This is a genomic window from Pseudomonas sp. PvP001, assembly GCF_040546375.1.
GTDB classification, from domain to species: domain Bacteria; phylum Pseudomonadota; class Gammaproteobacteria; order Pseudomonadales; family Pseudomonadaceae; genus Aquipseudomonas; species Aquipseudomonas coleopterorum.
The window spans coordinates 4,220,916-4,240,077 of the sequence record NZ_JBEPNQ010000001.1 but is presented as its reverse complement, the minus strand read 5'-3'; the positions used below and the strand labels follow the sequence as shown (position 1 = coordinate 4,240,077).

The window sequence follows — 19,162 nt, the reverse complement described above, 5'->3', positions numbered from 1 at the left end:
AATATGCGCATGAAACTGAGATCAGGCCGATAACGTCGGCGATATGGTGGCATTCGTGAAAAGGCTGGACACGCAAAAGCCCGGTATGAACCGGGCTTCTGGATGTTCACGAAGCATCAATCGCTGTCGGTTTTGTTCAGCGCATTGAGCGTGGTCATGATGCTTTTACTGGTGGCGTTCAGCTGCGCGACGAGGGTGTCCATCGCGGTGTACTTGGCATTCAAGGTGTCGGTCAGGTTCTTGATCCGACGATCCAGGGCCTGCTGCTGCTCGGTCAGTTTGGTCAGCGTGCCGGAGAGCGAGTCCGACCGCGCGGCAAGAATGCCGCCTTTCACTGCATAGGAGTCGGTCGCTGTGGTCATGCGCGAAAGCAGGCCGTCCTTGCCCGTGAACATGTCCTGGATGGCAGCCACGTTGGCGGTATCGGCCATGGCCGTGGTCCACTTGGCGTCGTCCATTACCAGCAGTCCGGTCTTCTGGTCGGTGTTGATGCCGAATTGAGACAACGTCAGCTTGCTCGAACCCGAGGGGGTGACCAGCTCGTTGCGCATTGACTGGATCAGGTGGCGCACGGTGGAGTCGCCGGTCAGCCCTCCTCCACTGGTCGTGCCGTCGGCCGCCGTACTGACCTTGGTCAGCGTGTTGAGCTGGGTCATGAGCGCGTTGTAGGCGTCCACGAATCCAGTGGTGGCTTTTTTCAGGGTGTCGGTGTTGGTGGTGACGCTGATGGTCGTCTTTTCACCGCCGGCCTCCAACAGTTTGATCGACACGCCACTGATGGCAGCTGCCACCGTGTTGGTCGACGACTCCATCTCGATGCCGTCGATCTTGTACTTCGCATTGCCTGGCGCGGTGACGGTGGTGGTAGCGGTCAGTTTGTCGAGCCCGCTGCCGGCATTGGCCGACATGGAAATTTCGGTGCCCGAGCCTGTGGTCGACGAACTGAGCACCAGACGCGAGCCGCTGGCGTCGGTCAGGATGTTGGCACTGATGCCTCGGCTGGCCATCTGGGTATTGATCAGATCACGGGTCTGCGCCAGCGTGGCACCTGCCGGAATGCTGATTTTGGTGTCCTTGCCCGATTGAGTGATCGTGAGGTCCTGAGCGGACGACGTGGCGTTGACCACCGCCGCGCTCTTGTCGGTATACACGCCGGAAGAGATCTTCGAGGCGCTGGCAAGGCTGGTCACCTCCAGCGAGTAGGTACCGTCGGAAGCGGAATCGGTCACCGTCACCGACGCGGTCTTGTCATTGGACGAGGTGCCGGTCAAACCGCTGAAGGCCGAGGCCTTGTTCATCGCCGCGACCGCAGTGCGATAGGTCTCCAGCGCGCTCTTGACGGTACCTACGGCGGTCAGCGTCGTGGTAGTGGTCAGCGTCTGGGTATCGATCTGCTTCTGCTTGGGCGCCTTCTCGGCGTTCACCAAGGCCTTGACGATGGCTTCGGTGTCGATGCCCGAGCCCACGCCGCTGGACTTGATCGCGCCACTGGTGCTGGTCGAGCTGGTGGTGCTGCTGGTACTTGCGGTGCTGGCAGCCGTAGTCGTGGCTGTAGTGCCGGTAGTGGAGGAAACAGTAGCCATCGCAATCTCCTAAATCGAGTCAGGCGTGTTTTTGACGGATACCGCCCCAAGCACACCCAGCTACATTTTTCGTGCCAGTTCAGATCTTGGCGTCGAACAGACCGCTGCGGCCATCCGCGAGGCTTTGCGCCAGTTTGAGCGCAGCCTCCGTCGGCAACTGACGAATGACTTCACCGCTGTCCGTAGCGATGACCTTGACCACGACGTCATGCGTCGAGTCGTCGATGGAGAACTCCAGGTTGCGCTGTGAGGTGTTCACATACGTCTGGATATCCTTCACCGCTTGTTCCAATTCGGCCCGCTCGGGTGCAACGCGTTGCACTGGGGGTTCATCTTGCGTGACCTGCCGGGCAGGCAGGGAGGCGGCGCCGGCTGGCGCTGACGTGACGGCAAGAGGCGGTCTCGCTGTAACGCTCATGTCCATGTTCATCACCCCGGAAATCAAAAAACGGAAGGGCGCGTGGGCACCCTTCCGTCAGTCAGCCAAGGGCCGAATTACTGAAGCAGCTTCAGTACCGACGATGGCAGCTGGTTGGCCTGGGACAGGATCGCGGTGGATGCCTGCTGCAGGGTCTGCTGCTTGGTCAGCTCAGCGGTTTCCGAAGCGAAGTCGGCGTCCTGGATACGGCTACGAGCGGCCGAGGAGTTCTCGGAGATGCTCTGCAGGTTCGACACGGTGCTGTCGAAACGGTTTTGCACCGCACCCAGGTCGGCGCGCTGGGCGTCGATGTTGGAGATGGCCTTGTCCAGTGCAGCGATCGCGTTCTGAGCGTTGAAAGCGGTAGTGATGTCGGTTTCGCTGACCGAGGTCAGGTCGGAAGCCTTGCTCGACGAAGCACCGGCAGTGCCAGTGGCGAACAGGCCGGTAACGCCGACACCAGCGACCGAGTAGCCTTTGGCTGAATCGAGCGACACTGCACCAGTGGCGATGAAGGTGTCTGCGATGCCTACCGCAGTACCCGGAGTACCGCTGGCGTTCTTGGTGGCTACAGTCACGGTCGCAGCGGCGGCAGCGGCACCAGTGACTGACGTATCAACACCAAACACGATGTTTTCACCGGTGTCGGATTTGACCGACAGCGTGCCTGCCTTGCTGTCGTAGCTGACACTGATACCCAGCTTCGCCGCGTTCGAATTCAACTGATCGGCCAGCGAGGCGGTATCGGTCACACCAACCATGCTGACGGTGTCACTGCTACCGACCTTCATGGTGAAGGTCGCCGGAGTGGTTGCTGCACCTGCGCCCACGACGAAGGATGCCTCGGTGCTTGCCTTGGCGGTCAGGCCGGGTACTGCACCGTTGAGCTGGCTGGCAATGGTCTTGGCTGACGCTTTAGCGTCAATGGTCACATCTTTGGTAGCACCCCCGCCGGTAACCTTGATTGCACCACCTGCGACCCCGGTGGCCGACACGGCTACACCGATACTCTTGACCTGCTGCGAACCGATGGCGCTGGCAGACACGTCACCCAGGGTCACGTTGATGGTTTCGTTGGCGTTGGCGCCGATCTGGAACGCGGTGGAACCGAATGAGCCGTCAACCAGGTTGCGACCACCGAAAGTGGTGGTGTTGGCGATACGGGTCAGCTCGGAAGTCAGCTGGGTGTATTCGGACTGCAGCGAAGTGCGGTCGTCGCTGCTGTTGGAACCGTTCGCCGATTGCAGAGCCAGTTCACGCATACGCTGCAGGATGTTGGTGGATTCCTGCATCGCGCCTTCAGCGGTCTGGGCGATGGAGATACCGTCGTTGGCGTTCTTGACTGCAACCGACAGGCCGTTGATCTGGCTGGTCAGACGGTTGGAGATCTGCAGGCCGGCGGCGTCGTCCTTGGCGCTGTTGATTTTCAGGCCCGAGGAAAGACGGGTCATCGCGGTGCTCAGCGAATCGGAAGCCTTGTTCAGGTTTTTCTGAACGGTCAAGGAAGCGGTGTTGGTGTTTACGGATAAGGCCATGACAAATTCCTCGGGGTTGTTAGCTGTGGCTTCCGGCCCTGGCGAGCGCCGGGTGTGGCCTAGAGAACCTTCGTAGTAGTTATCGTCGGTTCAGCGCTTTGCTTGAGGGTGATTGCAATGTTTTTTCACCTTCAAGCCGCTGTAGCCGGAAAAAGCAAGCGTTGGCTTGATCTCTCTTGATAACTATTTCGTCCGGGGAAGGGGGAACTTGAGGGAGATGCGTGGGAAAAGCGGGGATTTCTGGCGTCAACGGATAGACGGTCGCGGTGGCGGGTGCGGCAGTGTGTATGGACGACCGCGGCGTGGCCGGACGCGGCTTGCGCCGCTGCTACAGGGATTGCGGTGTTCGCGTGGGCGGGTAGCGTAGTGCGGATGGACGACCGCGGTGTTTGCGTTGGCGGATACGCGGTGTGTATGGACGACCGCGGCGTGGCCGGACGCGGCTTGCGCCGCTGCTACAGGGATCGCGGTGTTCGCGTGGGCGGGTAGCGTAGTGCGGATGGACGACCGCGGTGTTTGCGTTGGCGGATACGCGGTGGGTATGGACGACCGCAGCGTGGCCGGACGCGGCTTGCGCCGCTGCTACAGGGGTCGCGGTGTTTGCGTGGGCGGCCCAGGTTTTGTAGCAGCGGCGCGAGCCGCGTCGGCAGGCGGCGCGGTGGTCAGGGGCGGTAGATGAGCGCGGAGCCCCAGGACAGGCCGACGCCGAAGCCGCTCAGGGCGACTCGTTTCCAGGAGGAATCGAGGATGTGCTTTTCCAGCAACAGCGGAATGCTGCTCGATACCGTGTTGCCGGTCTCGACCATGTCCTTGATGAACTTCTCCGGCTCTTCCTCGAACCGCCGCGCCACGGCGTCGACGATCGCCGCGCTGCCTTGGTGGATGCAATACGCGTCGACATCGGCGCTGGTCAGTCCCGATTCGTCGAGCAGTTCATGCAAATGTGCCGGCACCTTGAGCAGCGCAAAGTTGAACACCTGACGGCCGTTCATGAAGAAAACGCCATCGGTCACTTTCAAATGCGGCGCGCCGGAACCGTCGGTGCCGAACTTGGCCTTGCCCAACTGCCAGGGCGCGTCTTCACCCATCCAGGTGGCGGTGGCCGCGTCGCCGAAAAGCATGGTGGTGTTGCGGTCTTCAGGGTCGACGATCTTGGAGTACGGGTCGGCGGTGATCAGCAGACCGTTCTTCAGGCCGGCCGCTTCCATGAAGCCCTTGAGTGCATAGATGCCGTATACATAGCCCGAGCAACCCAGGCTGATGTCGAACGCTGCGACGTGGGTCGGCAGGCCGAGCTTGTCCTGAACGATGGCGGCGGTGTGCGGCAAGCCCTCCTCGTCTCCGTTCTGGGTCACGACGATCAACGCGTCGATGGACTCGCGCAACAGCTGCGGATTGCTGGCGAACAGCGCGTTGGCCGCTTCCACGCATAGGTCGGAGGTTTCCTGGTCGGCAGCCTTGCGCGGCAGGAAGGCCGAGCCGATCTTGCCGATGATGAATTCTTCATCCTTGGCGAATTTGGCACCTTGGGCGTAGTTGTCCAGGCCTTCGGCAGGCACGTAACTCGCGATGCTTTTTATGCCAATCATTGTGGCTTCCCAATACAAAGGTAGCTGGAGGTCATCACGCGGGGCATTTGCGCGATGCCATCGAAAAGGGTGTCAGGCGGCGCCGACCTCTGCGGGACGGGGCCAGCGCTGCCGAAAAACAAGCAGCTGCAGGCCGCTGATGCAGCGACCTGGCAATACATAAGGGTGAAGATGCACGATCCGACTCATTGGTCACAGGGATATTGTGCCATAGGCCGTAGGAAATGGCGCGACGCGGGGTGGTAGAGGGAAGACGGGGCTTGCGCCCCGCCGCTCACAGCTTGTTGAACAGACTGAGCTGGGAGATCTTCGCGAAGGCCAGCTGCGAGGCTTGCAACATGGTCTGTTGCAGGCTCAGGGTGACCGATGCCGTGGCGAAGTCGGTGTCCGCTATCGCCGACTGGGTGCCCTTGTTGGCAAGAGCCAGGCTGACGTTCTCGTCGTTCTGAATGGCCAGCGAATTGAGTCGTGCACCGATCTGCCCGCGGGAGATGTCGATGTTCTCGTTGGCGCTGGCCAGGTTGCCCAGCGCCGAATCGGTGGCATTCTTCAGCGCCAGCGCGGAATTGGCGTCCGTCACCGGTATCTCCAGAGCCGACTTGAGCTGGTGCAGGGTGTCCAGCACGTTCTGGGTCTTGTGGCTGTTGGCGTTGACGCTGAAGCTGTCACCTGCACCGGCTTCACCGGAAAGCTTGAAGGTCACGCCTGCAGCCGTGATCGTGCTGCCATCGGCGCCGACGGCCACCGTACCCCTGCCGATGGCCCGACTCGAATCGGTCAACGGCTGGGCGTAGAGCTCGTACTCGCTGCTGCTGGTGAACTTGATCACTGCCCCGCCGGCCGGGAAACCTGCCGCATAGCCCTGGGTATCGGTCACGGTGGCGCTGACCAACTGCGCCGTGGAGGTATTGGCCGCGTTGCGCGTCGAACTGATGCTGTCCGGCTTGCTGCCCAGGCTGAACGTGCGTCCGGCGATGTCGGCATCGGTGACGGTGCCCAGCTCGCTCTGCTTGGTGGCCACGTTGATGTCGAACTCCACACCGTACAGGCTGACGGTGGTGCCGCCGTCGGCCTTCGGGTCGAAGGTACCGTTGCCGCTGACCTGGGATGTCACATCCTTGCCGCTGCTGTTGGTGAGGGTGAACTGGGTGCTGCTGGTGAATTTCAGAGTGTACGGCTGGCCATCGGTGAAGGCCTTGTTGTAGGTGGTCAGCGATTCCAGGCGGCCGTCGGACACCGTGACCCGGCCGTCGTCGACCACCGCGCCGTTGGCATCCACGGGTGCGGTCATGGTGGTCTGGGTGCGGCTGGTGTTCACCGTCGTTTCCAGAATGCTGTAGCCGGTGTCGTTGGTGGCCAGTTGCAAGGTGTCGGACACCTGCAGGCTGAGCTGGGTCTGATCGCCCTGATAGGTGTAGCTGCCGTCGCTGTTCTGTATGTAGGGCGGCGTGCTGGTCTTGGAGCCGGAGAACATGTACTGGCCGTTGGAGTCCTTGGTGTTGAGCAGGCCCAGCACGTTCTTTTCGATCTCGCCGATTTCGCTGGCGATCGACGTCCGGTCGGCGTCGCTCAGGCCGCCGTTACCGGCCTGGATGGTCAATTCCTGCGCGCGCTGCAAGGCCGTCGTGATGCTGTCGAGCACACTCTCTTCCTGGGTCAGCGAGTTGGTGACGCTGGTCATGTTGCCGCTGTACTGGGTCAGCAGGCTGCTCTGCTGTTGCAACTGCAACAACTTGGCCGCGCCGACCGGATCGTCACCAGCGCTCTGGATGCGGTTCCCCGAGCTGATCTGTGCCTGGGTCTTGGCGGTGTCCGAGAAATTCTGGGAATAGCCGGTCGCGCTGGTCTCGAAGTACTGAGAGGTGGAAATTCGCATGGTCGACTATTCCTTAGAGGGCATTGATCAGGACGCTGAAGGTTTCCTGAGCAGCCTTGATGATCTGCGAGGACGCGGTGTAGTACTGCTGGAACTTCACCAGGGATGCCGCTTCGTCGTCCAGGTTGACGCCGGATACCGAGTCGCGATTGGTCTTGGACTGGGTCAACACGGCGCCGGTGGCTTTGGTGTCGACGGTGGCCTGGCTGGCCTTGGCGCCGACACGTTCCACCAGCGAGGCGTAGGCACTGGTGAAGCTCATGCCGGGGTTGCCCGCCGTGGCGCCCACCGTCGCCTTGGTCTGCAACGCCAGCAGTTGCGTGGCATTGCGGTTGTCGGATTTGCCGTCGGCGTTGAACGACACGGTGTAGCTGTCGTTGACCGCAGGCGAGCCACCCACCGTGGTTTCGAAGGTGAAGGTCAGTTGCTTGCCGTCGGCGCCGTTGACCGGTTGGCCATCGGTACCCACCACCGGCACGGTCAGGCTCAGGTTGTTGCTCTGGCCAGGCACGATCGTGCCGCTGCCGATGCTGGCTCCCGAGGCATTGAACAGGCTGTAGCTCTGCGCGCCGTCGGTGGTCTTGCCGAACACCAGCTTGACCGGCGACGAGGTTTCGATGCCGCTCTGCAACTGGCTCAGGGCCGTGCCGCTGTAGATGTCCAGCTTGCTGCTCAGTACCGGCTGGGTGAAGGTGCCGGTGCCCGAGTTGCCGACGGTCGCCGTGCCGGTGAGCGGCGCGGCGAAGGCCAGCTTGTTCGAGTCGGTCAGTGTATTGGTGATAGCGCTCGCGCCGCTGCGGGTCGGCGTGACCACGAAGCTGTCGCCAGTCGCTACAGTGCCTTTCAGACCCAGGGTAACGCCATCGATCACCGGCGCAGGGTTCGTGCCCAGGTCGAAATTGCCCATGGAAGTGCCGTCGGAACGGGTCACGCTGTAGGCAGTGGCGCTGCTGAACTTGACGTTGTAATCGTAGATGGTCAGCTTGCTGGAGTCGGCCACGGTGACGCTGAGGTTGCCCGAACCTGCGCTGTTGTTGGACGACGCCAGGCTGCGATTGGCAACGGCGGTTGCGCTGTTGATGCTGGAAAACAGCGAGGAGCCGAAGTCACCGTTGAGGTCGATGCCTTTGCCCAACTGGCTGTTCAGGCTGTCGGCGACGACGATCGCCGTGCGCCCCAGCTCGTTGATCGCCGGGTTAAGGGCGTCGCTGCGAAAACGCAACAGGCCGCCGATCTCGCCGCCGGTGGTCACCGAGGTCACGTCGGTGCTGTAACCCTGGTACTGGATGGTCAAGCCGTACTGGCTCTTGTCGGCTACGCCAGGCGTTGCCACCAGCGAGTTCGCCGAGCTACCGGTGACCAGCGACTGCCCCGAACCCAGGTAGACATCGTAGTTGCCGTCGCGCTGCTGCACGGTCACGCCGACCAGCTCGTTGAGCTGGCGGACGTTCTCGTTGCGCGCATCGATCAGGCTGTTGGGCGTGGAACCGCTGCCCGACATCTCGGTGATCTGCCGGTTGAGCTCGGCGATATTGCCGCTGAGCTTGTTGACCTGCCCGGTCAGGGTGGTCAGCGAGGCATTGATGCTGTCGTTCTGCTGACTGAACTGCGCGGAAATCGAGTTGAAGCGATTGCTCAGGGTCTGCGCCTGGGTCAGCAGCAACTGCCGCGCCGAGGTATCGCTGGGGTTGGCCGATGCGGTCTGCACGGCGGAAAAGAAGCTGCTGAGCACGGCGCTGATACCGGTGCTGCCATCGGACAGCAACTTGTCGATGCTGTTGATCTGGGTGCTGTACGCGGTCGCGTCGGCACTCAGTGCAGTGCTGGTCTGCAACTGGGTGTCCATGTAGCTGCTGTAGATGCGGCGCACGTCGGAAATGGTGGTACCGGTGCCCAGATAGCCCACGCCGATGTTCTGCAAGCCACTGGCAGTATTCACCACCGACTGCCGGGAATAGCCGGCGGTCGCGACGTTGGCGATGTTGTTACCGGTGGTCGCCAGGGATGCCTGGCTGGACGCCAGACCGGACAGCCCAATGGAGATCAGATTCGACATGGGTTCAAACCTTATAGATTCGTGGTAGCGCTGGTGCTGCTGCGAGCGTAGTTCTCATAGCCTTGCATCTGCTTGGCGATCGAGGAGATCTTGCTGGCGTAGTTCGGGTCGGTGGCGTAGCCGGCCTTCTGCAGTTCCTTGACGAATTGTTCGGGGTTGTCCGCGGACTTGACCACGCCCTGGTAGCGGTCGTTGTTCTGCAACAGGCTGACCAGGTCGTGGAAGCTGTCTTCGTATGAGTCGTAGGAGCGGAAATCGGCGGTTTCCTTGACCATCTGGCCATCACGGAACTCGCTGGTGATCGCACGGGCGTTCTCGCCCTTCCAGTTGCCGGTCGCCTTGATGCCGAACAGGTTGTGGCTGTTGCTGCCGTCGTCGGCACGCATGATCGATTTACCCCATCCGGTTTCCAGCGCCGCCTGGGCCACCAGCACCTTGGGATCGACACCGATCCGCGCAGCGGCTTTTTCGGCCATGGGCAGCATGGTCGCGATGAACTCGTCGGACGAACCGAAGGCGCGCTTGGCCGGCGCCAGGGGCGGCTGGGCGACGCTTTTCGCCAGGCTGCTGGCTTCGACCGCGGCACCGCTGCGCACGGCATTGGCGATGCTGTTGGCCGGTGCGCTGGCCGGGACGTTGATGAGGTTCTTGCTGGATGTGGCAGCGCTCGCCTCGGTCGCCGCCGACGGCACGATGCCGGCCACGAGACGGTCGGCCAGCTTGCTCGGCAGCGACAGGCGCCGCTGGTTCAGCAACGCCATGTCGTTGTGCGCCGTGGTGCCGGCAGCCTTGGCATCGGCCGAGGCATCGCGGGTGGCGCCCAGCGGCTTGGTCAGGCTGTTGTCGGCATGGGCGAACGGATTGGCACCGGCACGCTCCACGCCCTTGGTCTTGGACAACTGGCGCATGAGCACGTCCTGCAGGCCAATGCCGCCGCCTTCCTTGGACAGGGTCACGGACAGCTGCTGGTCGTACATGGACTGGTATTGCTTGGTGGTTTCGGTGTTCAGCGGGTTGTCCTTGGCCAACACGTCATTTGCCGAACGCATGGACTTGAGCATTTCGCCGAGGAACAGCGACTCGAATTCCTGGGCCACCTTGCGCAGGTTGGCCTCGCTGTCGCGATCCCCGACTTTCAACGAGCTCAGGCGATTGAGGTCTGTGTAAGCCCCCGAATCCCGTGTTCCCGATACTCCGCCATTCGGCATTTCCATCAGCTGCTACCTCAAATCACGATCAGGTCGGCCTGCAAGGCGCCGGCCTGTTTCAGGGCTTCGAGAATGGCCATCAAGTCACCGGGCGCCGCGCCTACCTGGTTGACCGCGCGGACGATCTCGTCGAGCGTGGTGCCAGGGCCAAACTTGAACATCGGTTTGGCTTCCTGCTGGGCGCTGACCCGCGAACGTGGCACCACCGCCGTCTGGCCGCCGGACAGAGGCCCGGGCTGGCTGACGATCGGATCTTCGGTGATGGTCACCGTCAGGCTGCCGTGGGTCACTGCCGCAGGCGATACCTTGACGTTCTGGCCAATCACGATGGTGCCGGTGCGCGAATTGATGATCACCTTGGCCACCGCCTGGCCCACGTCGACGTCGAGGTTCTCGAGAATCGACAGGTAGTCCACACGCTGGCTGGGGTCGACCGGTGCAGTGACGCGTACCGAGCCCCCATCGACAGCTTGTGCAACTCCCGGGCCAAGTAGCTCGTTGACCTTGTCGACGATGTGCTTGGCCGTGGTGAAGTCAGGCCGGTTGAGGTTCAGCGTCAGGCTGTTGCCCTGGTTGAAGCCACTGGGCACGGAGCGCTCGACGCTGGCACCGCCAGGAATCCGTCCTGCCGACGGCACGTTGACGGTGATTTTCGACCCGTCGCGGCCTTCGGCGTCAAAACCACCGACGACCAGGTTGCCTTGGGCAATGGCGTAGACGTTGCCGTCGATACCCTTGAGGGGAGTCATCAGCAGGCTGCCGCCGCGCAGGCTCTTGGAGTTGCCGATGGACGACACGGTGATGTCGATCACCTGCCCCGGCTTGGCGAATGCAGGCAGATCAGCGTGGATCGACACCGCAGCGACGTTCTTGAGCTGCACGTTGCCCGAGCCAGGCGGCACCTTGATACCGAACTGGGACAGCATGTTGTTGAAGGTCTGCAGGGTGAACGGGGTCTGGGTGGTCTGGTCGCCGGTGCCGTTGAGGCCCACGACCAGGCCGTAGCCGATCAGCTGGTTGGTGCGCACGCCGGAAATGCTGGCGATGTCCTTGAGACGCTCGGCCTGAACGCCGAACGCGGCGGACATCAGCAGTGCAGCGGCGATCAGGTGCTTGAAGTTGAGCATGGACGGACGCACTCAGAAAGGAAACAGGGGGCTGGCGAAGAACCGGTCGAACCAACCCGGCTGACTGGCTTCGGCGAAGGAACCGGTGCCCGAATAGGTGATGCGTGCATCGGCCACGCGTGTCGAGGACACGGTGTTGTCGGTGGCGATGTCATCGGCCCGGACCAGCCCTGCAATGCGCACCAGCTCTTCGCCGGTGTTGAGCGTCATCCACTTTTCTCCGCGGACCGAGATGATGCCGTTAGGCAGCACGTCGGCCACTGTCACCGTGACCGAGCCGGTCAGGCTGTTGTTCTGCGCCGCCGCGGCGGTGCCGTTGGTGGCGCGCGTGCCGCTGTAGCCTGCGTTGAGGCTCAGATCACCACTGCCCAGCGGGTTGTTGGTGTTCACGCCGGCGCCGAACAGCGAGGTCAGACCCAGGCTGTTGCTGCTGTCCTTGCCGACCTTGGAGTTGGCACTCTTGCTGGCGCTGGTCCGCTCGTTGAGGGTGATGGTGATGATGTCGCCAACGCGGAACGCCTTGCGGTCGCTGTACAGGTTCTGCTCGAAGCCGGCCTGGTAGATCGAGCCGTTGTTGGCGGCGGCAGGCATCGGCGTGCGCGGCAGCACCGGGGCATAGTACGGGTCGTTGGGCTTGGCCGGTGGCGCGACGCAACCGGTCAGCAGGGCCATTCCACTCAGGGCAAGAACAATCGAGACACGACGCATGACACAGACCTCACGGTGTAGCCGGCGCACACGGCGCCCAGGTAGCTTGGGGGTTACGGATAGCCCAGGGTTACAGGTTCTGGGTCAGGTTCTGCAGCATCTGGTCGGCGGTGGAGATCACCTTGGAGTTCATCTCGTAGGCACGCTGGGTGGTGATCATGTTGACCAGTTCTTCCACGGTGCTCACGTTGGAGTTCTCAAGGGTGTTCTGCAGCACGGTGCCCGCACCGTTCAGACCGGGGGTCGCTACCTGCGGCGCGCCGCTGGAGGCGGTTTCCAGGAACAGGTTGCCACCGATGGCCTGCAGGCCGGCCGGGTTGATGAAGTCGGCGGTCTGCAGGTTGCCGATCACCTGCGAAGCAGGGTTGCCGGCGGTGGTGATGGAGACGGTGCCGTCGGTGCCCACGGTGAAGGTCTGGGCGTCGTTGGGGACGACGATGGCCGGTTCCAGGGCCAGGCCCTGAGCGGTGACGATCTGGCCGTCGGAGTTCAGGTGGAACGTGCCGTCTCGGGTGTACGAAACGGTGCCGTCAGGCTGCATCACCTGAAAGAAACCGCGACCGTTGATTGCCATGTCCAGCGGCTGCTCGGTGGTCTGCAGGCTGCCGGCGGTGAAGTTCTTCTGGGTGCCGACGATGCGCACACCGGTACCGACCTGCAGACCCGACGGCAATTCGCTGTCCTGGGTCGACTGGGCGCCGGGCTGACGCTTGATCTGATAGAGCAGGTCCTGGAATTCGGCGCGATCACGCTTGAAGCCGGTGGTCGATACGTTCGCCAGGTTGTTGGAAATCGTGGTCAGGTTGGTGTCCTGGGCCTGGAGGCCGGTCTTGCTGACCCAAAGTGCTGGAAGCATGTGTCATCTCCTGGAGCGCCTGGTTTACGGCGCGATCGCTACGCTGAAATTAGATTTGCAAGACCCGGGCCATGGCCTCGTCGCCTTCTTTGGCGGTGCTCATCATCTTGATGTGCAGTTCGAACTGCTTGGAGAGCGCCAGCACCGAGGTCATCTCCTCGACCGCGTTGACGTTGCTCGCCTCCAGGAAACCGGACTCGACCCGCACGGCGGCATCGGCGGGCGCCGGCTGGCCGCTGGTGGTGTGGATCAGGCCGTCCAGCCCCTTGGTCAGGGTTTTCACATCGGGATTGACCAGCTTGATGCGGTCGACCTGGGCCATGACGTTGGGTGCCTGTCCCAGACCGCGAATGCTGATGGTGCCGTCCATGCCGATCTCGATTTTCTCGTCCGGCGGAACGGCGATCGGACCGCCATTGCCCATGACCGGCAAACCGTTGCCGGCACGCAGCACACCGAGCGCATCGACGTTCATGCTGGCGGTACGCACATAGGCTTCGCCGCCGTCAGGTGTCTGTACGGCGATGAAACCGTTGCCGCCCACTGCCACGTCCAAGTCTCGGCCGGTTTCCTGCAAGGCACCGCCGCTGAAATCGGTCGCCGGGCGTTCGGTAAGCGCGTAGGCCCGCGAAGGAAAGGTGTCGCCGAACACCGGCATGGAACGCGCCTGTTCCAGGTCACGCTTGAAGCCGGTCGTCGAAATGTTGGCCAGGTTGTTGGCATGGGCCTTCTGCGCCAGCGCGTTCTGGCTGGCACCGGTCATTGCCACGTAGAGCATCTTGTCCACAGGTCTCTCCATCGACGGGCGAATGCCGTCTACTGCTGTACTGAGAGAGGTAGAGCAATATGCGGGCCAACTTTCGACAGATGCCTGCAGCCCCTCTGGGCCGGGGCCTGCAGCGATTCGGGAGAGACTAACTGGAAGCTTGACGCCGAAAAGTCGGCGCGACATTGCCGCTAGCGGCAAGGGAGGAAAGGATTTACGTCACCTGCCACGGCGGAGCGTGGCAGACGCACGGTCAACGCCGGCAACCGGCGTTGCCGAAAGGCCCGGCAAAGCGGCGGTAATGGGGGCCGGGGTCGACCTGACTGCACAGGTACCGACCGGTCGCCAGGCTCTGGTATTTGTACCAGGGCGCTGGCGCAGCGACCGCCATCGCGCAGGTTGCCGCGATGACCAGGGCCGCACACAGACACCGCATCACTGCCCTGCCCTCATCAGGTCATCTGAATGATGGTCTGCATCACGGTGCTTTCGGTGGAAATGGTCTTGGCGTTCGCCTGGTAGTTGCTCTGCGCCTTGATCAGGTTCACCAGTTCAGCGGTCAGGTCGACGTTGGAGTCTTCCAGCGATTGCGATTGCAGGTTGCCCATGACGCCGGTGTCCGGAGTGCCAATCACCGCGGTACCGGACGCGAACGACTCCTTCCAGTTGGTGCCGCCGTTGGGTGCCAGACCCTGCATATTAGCGAAACTGGCCATGGCGACCTGACCGATGACCTTGTTCTGGCCGTTGGTGAAGTTGGCGAACAGGTTGCCGGTGCCGTCCACCGACAGGCCGGTGAGCTCGCCGGTCGCATAACCGTTCTGAGTCTTGGCCGAGGTGGCGGAGGCCGAGTTGTATTGCGTGGTCGCCAGCATGTCCAGAGCCACGCCGCCGGCATTGGCCGTTGCGCCGTTGGGCGTCCAGGTACCGTCGGCGCCCTTGGTGGCAGGCACCCAGCCGGCCAGGTTGAAGCTCTTGTCGGCGTTGATGCCCAGGCCGCCGGCTACCGGGCCCTGATCGGGAACGATGAGGCTGCCGTCGGATTTGAAGGTCAGCTTGTTCACCAGTGGTGTGGTGGACGTGGCATCGGCTGGATTGCGACCGTCGATGGTGGTGTGCATGGTCCAGTTGTTGGCCACCTCGTCCTTGACGAAGTACTGGTTCATCTGGTGCGCGTTGCCCAGGCTGTCGTAGACGTCGGTGTTGAAGGTGTAGTTGTAGCTGCTGACGTTGCTCGGATCGAACGGCGTGATGGTCGGCTGCGCAGCGCTGGAATTCAGGTTAACGGTTTCGGCGATCTTGGAAGTGGCCTTGGGCTGCAGGTTGGACGAATCGATTTTCAGGTTGGTCAGCACGCCGGTCTGCACCACGCCGTCTTGTGCGTTGTAGCCCTGCAGGTTGTTGCCCGACACGTCGACGACGTTGCCGTCCTTGTCGCTGTAGAAGGCACCGGCGCGGGTGTAGAGTTTCTGGCCGCCGTCGTTGAGCACGAAGAAGCCGTTGCCGTTGATGGCCAGGTCCAGGCTCTGCCCGGTCGAGGTGATGTTGCCCTGGGTGAACTGCTGCGATACGGCCGCGGTGGTCACACCGCTGCCGACGCTGGTCTTGCCGGCCGTGGCGCGGATCGACGCGGCGTACTGGTCGGCGAACTCGGCGCGCGAGGATTTGAAGCCGGTGGTAGCGACGTTGGCGATGTTGTTGCCGGTCACGTTGAGCGCCTTGTTGGCTGCCGAAAGACCGCTCAAGCCGATGTTGAAAGTCATGCTGTACTCCTGCGCCGAACGAAGCGGCTCAAATTCCGATGGTTTGGACTTTCGACAGCGCGACGCTACCCAGTCCAGCGAGGTTGAGGGTCAGTTCACCGCCATTGGTGCCCATCGTGACGCTGTTCACCGTGGCTGGCAGGTAAGTGCTCATGGCCGTGGCGGTACCGTCGACGGTGGCTGCGGCCTTGAAGGTGTAGGTGCCGGCGGCGGCGACCGCGCCGTTGCTGTCCTTGCCATCCCAGGTGAAGCTGGCGTTGCCGGCCGACTGGCTGCCCAGATCGATGCTGCGCACCAGGTCGCCTTTGCTGTCGTAGACGCCGACCGTGGTGTTGCTGCTCGACGAGGTCAGCGCCACGGAGCCGGTGAGGCCCTTGGTGGGGTCGACCACGGCGGTGTCGGTCTGGGCAATGACCGAGCGGCCGACCAGGGACGAGGCCTGCAGCGCCTGGGACGATTGGTAGTTGTTGGCGATGGTGCTCACCGACGAATTCAGGCTCTGCATGCTTTCCAGGCTGCTGAACTGCGCGAGCTGGGCGACGAACTCGCCGTTGTCCTGGGGATCGAGCGGGTTCTGGTTCTGCATCTGGGTCACCAGCAACTGCAGGAACGCGTCCTTGCCCAAGGCACTGCCGGCGGTGCCGGTCGAGCTGTTGGTGCTGCTGGTGGTTTTCTGCAATGAGTCCAGGACCGAGGAGCTCACGCCGGTAGTACTGCTGGTAGTCGTCATCTGCGCTCGCCTCTATCACTGACCCAGGGTCAGGACCTTCTGCATCATGGTCTTTGCGGTGTTCATCAATTCAGCGTTGGTCTGGAAGGAACGGCTGGCCGAGATCATGTCGGCCATTTCCTCGACCACGTTGACGTTCGGGTAGTAGACGTAGCCGTCCTTGTTCGCCGCCGGATGGTTGGGCTCGTAGCGCGCCTCGAGGTTGCTCTGGTCCTCGACCACGCCGGTGACCTGCACGCCCTGCCCCGCCGAGTCCTGGTCCTGGAACAGCGAACCGCTGTCGCCGTTCTGCTGGCCCTGGAGCATGGTGGCGAACACCGGGTGCCGCGCACGGTAGGTCTGGTCGATGCTCGACGACACCGTTTCGGCGTTGGCGATGTTGCTGGCCACGGTGTTCAGGCGCGTGGTCTGGGCACTCATGCCGCTACCGGCGATGTTGAAGACACTGGCAAGGGACATGGCTTACTCTCCGCGAAGGGCCGATACCAGCCCTTTGAACTTGCTGTTGAGCAGGGTGAAACTGGCCTGGAAGTTCACCGAGTTCTCGGCGTAGTTCGATTGCTCGATCTGCGCATCGACGGTGTTCTGGTCCAGCGATGGCTGGGTGGAAACGCGGTACTGCAGCTCCTCGTCACCCGAGCTGAATCCCTGGGCGGCGATGTGCTTGCCGTTGGTGGTCTGCAGGCCGAAGGCACCTTTGCCGTTCTGCTCGCTCTGAGCGGCCAGCACCGAGGCGAAATCCAGGTCACGAGCCTTGTAGTTGGGGGTGTCGGCGTTGGCAATGTTGTTGGCCAGCACTTCGGCGCGCTTGGCGCGAAACCCCAATGCCTGCTCGTGAATGCCCAGCGCTTTGTCGAAACTGATGCTCATGTTGGTACCTATGCGGCAGACCAGATGGTTCGTGCAGGATAGATAGCAATGACTGTGCCAAGTCCCGAAATGCCCGCCCTGTGCGGGTTGCGGGCCGGTCAGCCGACGGGTGATGCCAGAAAAGCGGCAAGAAATTTCCGCTGGAGGGGAAAAGCGGCAACGCCGGCGTCAGAAAAATTGCCGCATGGCGCTGCAGTGGCGCACCTCGTCGGACGAGGCACGGGGTCACTTGGCCTGATAGATGATGCCGGGGCTGCACTGCACCATCTGGTAGAGCTCGGGCAGACCGTTCAAGGCTTCGGATGCTCCGAGAAACAGGTATCCGCCTGGCTTGAGGGTGCCATGGATGCGGGTGAGGATGTCTTTCTTCACCTGCGCGGAAAAGTAGATCAGCACGTTGCGACAGAAGACGATATCGAACTTGCCCAGGGCGGCGTAGCTGTCGAGCAGGTTGAACGCGCGAAACTCGACGCGACTGCGAATCGGCGCCTTGACGGCCCAGCGCCCTGGACCCTTGGGATCGAAGTAGCGTTGCAGACGTTCCTGGGAAAGGCCGCGACCGATCGCCAGGCTGTCGTACTCGCCGCTCTTGCAGTTGGTCAACATGCTGCCGGACAGGTCGGTGGCCACGATCTGCACGCCCGACTTCAACTGGCCCAGATTGCTGCGCTCGAATTCGTCGATGGTCATCGACAGCGAATAGGGTTCCTGGCCCGAGGAGCAGGCCGCCGACCAGATGCGCAGGCGCGCGCCGGGGCTGGCCTTGATGCTTTCGGGCAGGACCTTGTTCTTCATCACTTCGAACGGGTAGGTGTCGCGGAACCACAGGGTTTCGTTGGTGGTCATGGCGTCCACCACCTGCTCGCGCAAACCGCTGCGCGGCTGGTTCTGGATGCGTTGCACCAGCTCGCCCAGGGACTTGATGCCCTGCTGCTCCATCAGCTTGTTCAGGCGGCTGGCAACGAGGTACTGCTTGTTCTCGCCCAAGAGAATGCCACAGGCTTTTTCCAGGAAGACCCGGAACTGATCAAAATCCAAATTACCCGTAGACACGGTGCCGCCTCTTGCTGGTTCGGTAGGCCGGGCGCTGGCGCCCGGCATTCATACTGCTGCCTTGATGCGATCGACGACGCGAGCCGCCAGATCGTCGGGGCGGAACTTGGCCAGGAAATCGTCGGCGCCGACTTTCTTCACCATGGCCTGGTTGAACACCCCGGACAGGGAAGTATGCAGGATCACGTGCAGTTTCTGCATGCGCGGGTCGCTGCGAATCTCGGCGGTCAAGGTGTAGCCGTCCATTTCCGGCATCTCGATGTCGGAGATCAGCATCAGGAACTCGTCTTCCGGACGCTTGCCCTCGTCGACCAGCTTGCGCAGGTATTCCAGCGCCTGTCGACCATCGTTGAGCGCCACCACTTCCACGCCGACCGTCTGCAGGCAACGTGTGACCTGCTTGCGTGCCACCGATGAGTCGTCGACGGTCAACACGCGCAGGGACACGGCCTTGCTGTGGGTCTCTTCGTCGACCACCCCGACCGAGATCGCCTCGGAGGTCGGCGCCACTTCGGCGAGGATCTTCTCGACGTCGATGATCTCGACCAGCTGGTTGTCCACGCGGGTGACGGCGGTCAGGTAGTGATCGCGGCCGGTGCCCCTGGGTGGCGGATGGATCTCCTCCCAGTTCATGTTGACGATGCGTTCCACCGAGTGCACCAGAAAGCCCTGAATCTTGGTGTTGTACTCGGTGATGATGACGAAGGTGTCGGTGGATGCCTCAAGCCCCACGGAGCCTGTGGCCATGTCCAGATCGAGGATCGGAATGGTCGCCCCGCGTATGTTGGCCACACCGCGAACCACCGGGTTGGACTTAGGCAATACCGTCAGTTTGGGGCATTGCAGCACCTCCCTGACCTTGAAGACATTGATCCCGTAGAGCTGCTTGCCATTTAGGCGAAACAACAACAACTCGAGGCGATTCTGTCCAACCAGCTGCGTGCGCTGGTTCACCGAATCCATAACACCGGCCATGCCCAAACTCCTCTCGCGACCCGGACGATATCGGCACGGGCCTTGCTAT

Annotated in this window: 17 protein-coding genes; all 17 read right to left on the bottom strand. The window is 62.3% G+C overall.

Going from position 1 to position 19,162, the window contains the following annotated elements; all coding sequences use genetic code 11:
• Nucleotides 1–116 precede the first annotated feature (116 nt).
• Entirely contained in the window at nucleotides 117–1,583 is a 1,467-nt protein-coding gene (fliD, locus tag ABMD26_RS19420; protein WP_134723180.1) for a flagellar filament capping protein FliD, read from the bottom strand.
• A gap of 79 nt (nucleotides 1,584–1,662) precedes the next feature.
• Nucleotides 1,663–2,001: a flagellar protein FlaG gene (locus ABMD26_RS19415; protein WP_414705015.1), complete on the bottom strand. Its 339-nt coding sequence runs from the start codon at nucleotides 1,999–2,001 to the stop codon at nucleotides 1,663–1,665.
• A 77-nt stretch (nucleotides 2,002–2,078) separates the two neighbouring features.
• Nucleotides 2,079–3,536 carry a flagellin gene (locus ABMD26_RS19410; protein ID WP_122743506.1) on the bottom strand — a complete coding sequence of 486 codons (1,458 nt, stop codon included), beginning with the start codon at nucleotides 3,534–3,536 and terminating at the stop codon, nucleotides 2,079–2,081.
• Between the two features lie 662 nt (nucleotides 3,537–4,198).
• A complete protein-coding gene (locus ABMD26_RS19405; RefSeq protein WP_134723183.1) occupies nucleotides 4,199–5,125 on the bottom strand; it encodes a ketoacyl-ACP synthase III in 927 nt (308 codons plus the stop codon).
• A gap of 274 nt (nucleotides 5,126–5,399) precedes the next feature.
• Nucleotides 5,400–7,001, bottom strand: a complete 1,602-nt coding sequence (locus ABMD26_RS19400; protein WP_354311287.1) for a flagellar hook-associated protein 3 — start codon at nucleotides 6,999–7,001, stop codon at nucleotides 5,400–5,402.
• Between the two features lie 13 nt (nucleotides 7,002–7,014).
• Nucleotides 7,015–9,057 (bottom strand): flagellar hook-associated protein FlgK, encoded by a 2,043-nt coding sequence (gene flgK / locus ABMD26_RS19395; RefSeq protein ID WP_320522708.1) that lies wholly within the window; start codon nucleotides 9,055–9,057, stop codon nucleotides 7,015–7,017.
• 11 nt (nucleotides 9,058–9,068) lie between these two features.
• Nucleotides 9,069–10,271 (bottom strand): flagellar assembly peptidoglycan hydrolase FlgJ, encoded by a 1,203-nt coding sequence (gene flgJ, locus ABMD26_RS19390; protein WP_320522707.1) that lies wholly within the window; start codon nucleotides 10,269–10,271, stop codon nucleotides 9,069–9,071.
• Nucleotides 10,272–10,282: 11 nt separating this feature from the next.
• Nucleotides 10,283–11,392 (bottom strand): flagellar basal body P-ring protein FlgI, encoded by a 1,110-nt coding sequence (locus ABMD26_RS19385; RefSeq protein ID WP_049858809.1) that lies wholly within the window; start codon nucleotides 11,390–11,392, stop codon nucleotides 10,283–10,285.
• A gap of 12 nt (nucleotides 11,393–11,404) precedes the next feature.
• Nucleotides 11,405–12,100: a flagellar basal body L-ring protein FlgH gene (flgH, locus tag ABMD26_RS19380; RefSeq protein ID WP_049858810.1), complete on the bottom strand. Its 696-nt coding sequence runs from the start codon at nucleotides 12,098–12,100 to the stop codon at nucleotides 11,405–11,407.
• 70 nt (nucleotides 12,101–12,170) lie between these two features.
• On the bottom strand, nucleotides 12,171–12,956 hold the full coding sequence (gene flgG, locus ABMD26_RS19375) for a flagellar basal-body rod protein FlgG (RefSeq protein ID WP_049858811.1): 786 nt from the start codon (nucleotides 12,954–12,956) through the stop codon (nucleotides 12,171–12,173).
• A 49-nt stretch (nucleotides 12,957–13,005) separates the two neighbouring features.
• Complete coding sequence (locus ABMD26_RS19370) at nucleotides 13,006–13,743, bottom strand: flagellar basal body rod protein FlgF (RefSeq protein WP_049858812.1); 738 nt, start codon at nucleotides 13,741–13,743, stop codon at nucleotides 13,006–13,008.
• A 431-nt stretch (nucleotides 13,744–14,174) separates the two neighbouring features.
• Nucleotides 14,175–15,485, bottom strand: a complete 1,311-nt coding sequence (gene flgE / locus ABMD26_RS19365; RefSeq protein ID WP_354311283.1) for a flagellar hook protein FlgE — start codon at nucleotides 15,483–15,485, stop codon at nucleotides 14,175–14,177.
• Between the two features lie 28 nt (nucleotides 15,486–15,513).
• Nucleotides 15,514–16,215 (bottom strand): flagellar hook assembly protein FlgD, encoded by a 702-nt coding sequence (flgD, locus tag ABMD26_RS19360; RefSeq protein WP_049858814.1) that lies wholly within the window; start codon nucleotides 16,213–16,215, stop codon nucleotides 15,514–15,516.
• Nucleotides 16,216–16,230: 15 nt separating this feature from the next.
• Nucleotides 16,231–16,674: a flagellar basal body rod protein FlgC gene (gene flgC / locus ABMD26_RS19355; protein WP_049858815.1), complete on the bottom strand. Its 444-nt coding sequence runs from the start codon at nucleotides 16,672–16,674 to the stop codon at nucleotides 16,231–16,233.
• Between the two features lie 3 nt (nucleotides 16,675–16,677).
• The gene (flgB, locus tag ABMD26_RS19350; protein WP_090359222.1) at nucleotides 16,678–17,085 is read right to left on the bottom strand and encodes a flagellar basal body rod protein FlgB; all 408 of its coding nucleotides are present in this window, start codon (nucleotides 17,083–17,085) and stop codon (nucleotides 16,678–16,680) included.
• A 225-nt stretch (nucleotides 17,086–17,310) separates the two neighbouring features.
• Nucleotides 17,311–18,138 (bottom strand): protein-glutamate O-methyltransferase CheR, encoded by an 828-nt coding sequence (gene cheR, locus ABMD26_RS19345; protein WP_049858975.1) that lies wholly within the window; start codon nucleotides 18,136–18,138, stop codon nucleotides 17,311–17,313.
• 48 nt (nucleotides 18,139–18,186) lie between these two features.
• A complete protein-coding gene (locus tag ABMD26_RS19340) occupies nucleotides 18,187–19,113 on the bottom strand; it encodes a chemotaxis protein CheV (protein WP_134723189.1) in 927 nt (308 codons plus the stop codon).
• Between the last annotated feature and the right edge of the window lie 49 nt (nucleotides 19,114–19,162).

Bases quoted from the DNA above. Each gene is read 5' to 3' on its own strand.
- flgD (WP_049858814.1), bottom strand. From the start codon at position 16,215: ATGACGACTACCAGCAGTACTACCGGCGTGAGCTCCTCGGTCCTGGAC.
- flgK (WP_320522708.1), bottom strand. From the start codon at position 9,057: ATGTCGAATCTGATCTCCATTGGGCTGTCCGGTCTGGCGTCCAGCCAG.
- flgB (WP_090359222.1), bottom strand. From the start codon at position 17,085: ATGAGCATCAGTTTCGACAAAGCGCTGGGCATTCACGAGCAGGCATTG.
- flgJ (WP_320522707.1), bottom strand. From the start codon at position 10,271: ATGGAAATGCCGAATGGCGGAGTATCGGGAACACGGGATTCGGGGGCT.
- flgH (WP_049858810.1), bottom strand. From the start codon at position 12,100: ATGCGTCGTGTCTCGATTGTTCTTGCCCTGAGTGGAATGGCCCTGCTG.
- flgC (WP_049858815.1), bottom strand. From the start codon at position 16,674: ATGTCCCTTGCCAGTGTCTTCAACATCGCCGGTAGCGGCATGAGTGCC.
- ABMD26_RS19400 (WP_354311287.1), bottom strand. From the start codon at position 7,001: ATGCGAATTTCCACCTCTCAGTACTTCGAGACCAGCGCGACCGGCTAT.
- flgE (WP_354311283.1), bottom strand. From the start codon at position 15,485: ATGACTTTCAACATCGGCTTGAGCGGTCTTTCGGCAGCCAACAAGGCG.
- ABMD26_RS19385 (WP_049858809.1), bottom strand. From the start codon at position 11,392: ATGCTCAACTTCAAGCACCTGATCGCCGCTGCACTGCTGATGTCCGCC.
- fliD (WP_134723180.1), bottom strand. From the start codon at position 1,583: ATGGCTACTGTTTCCTCCACTACCGGCACTACAGCCACGACTACGGCT.
- flgG (WP_049858811.1), bottom strand. From the start codon at position 12,956: ATGCTTCCAGCACTTTGGGTCAGCAAGACCGGCCTCCAGGCCCAGGAC.
- ABMD26_RS19405 (WP_134723183.1), bottom strand. From the start codon at position 5,125: ATGATTGGCATAAAAAGCATCGCGAGTTACGTGCCTGCCGAAGGCCTG.
- ABMD26_RS19415 (WP_414705015.1), bottom strand. From the start codon at position 2,001: ATGAGCGTTACAGCGAGACCGCCTCTTGCCGTCACGTCAGCGCCAGCC.
- ABMD26_RS19410 (WP_122743506.1), bottom strand. From the start codon at position 3,536: ATGGCCTTATCCGTAAACACCAACACCGCTTCCTTGACCGTTCAGAAA.
- ABMD26_RS19340 (WP_134723189.1), bottom strand. From the start codon at position 19,113: ATGGCCGGTGTTATGGATTCGGTGAACCAGCGCACGCAGCTGGTTGGA.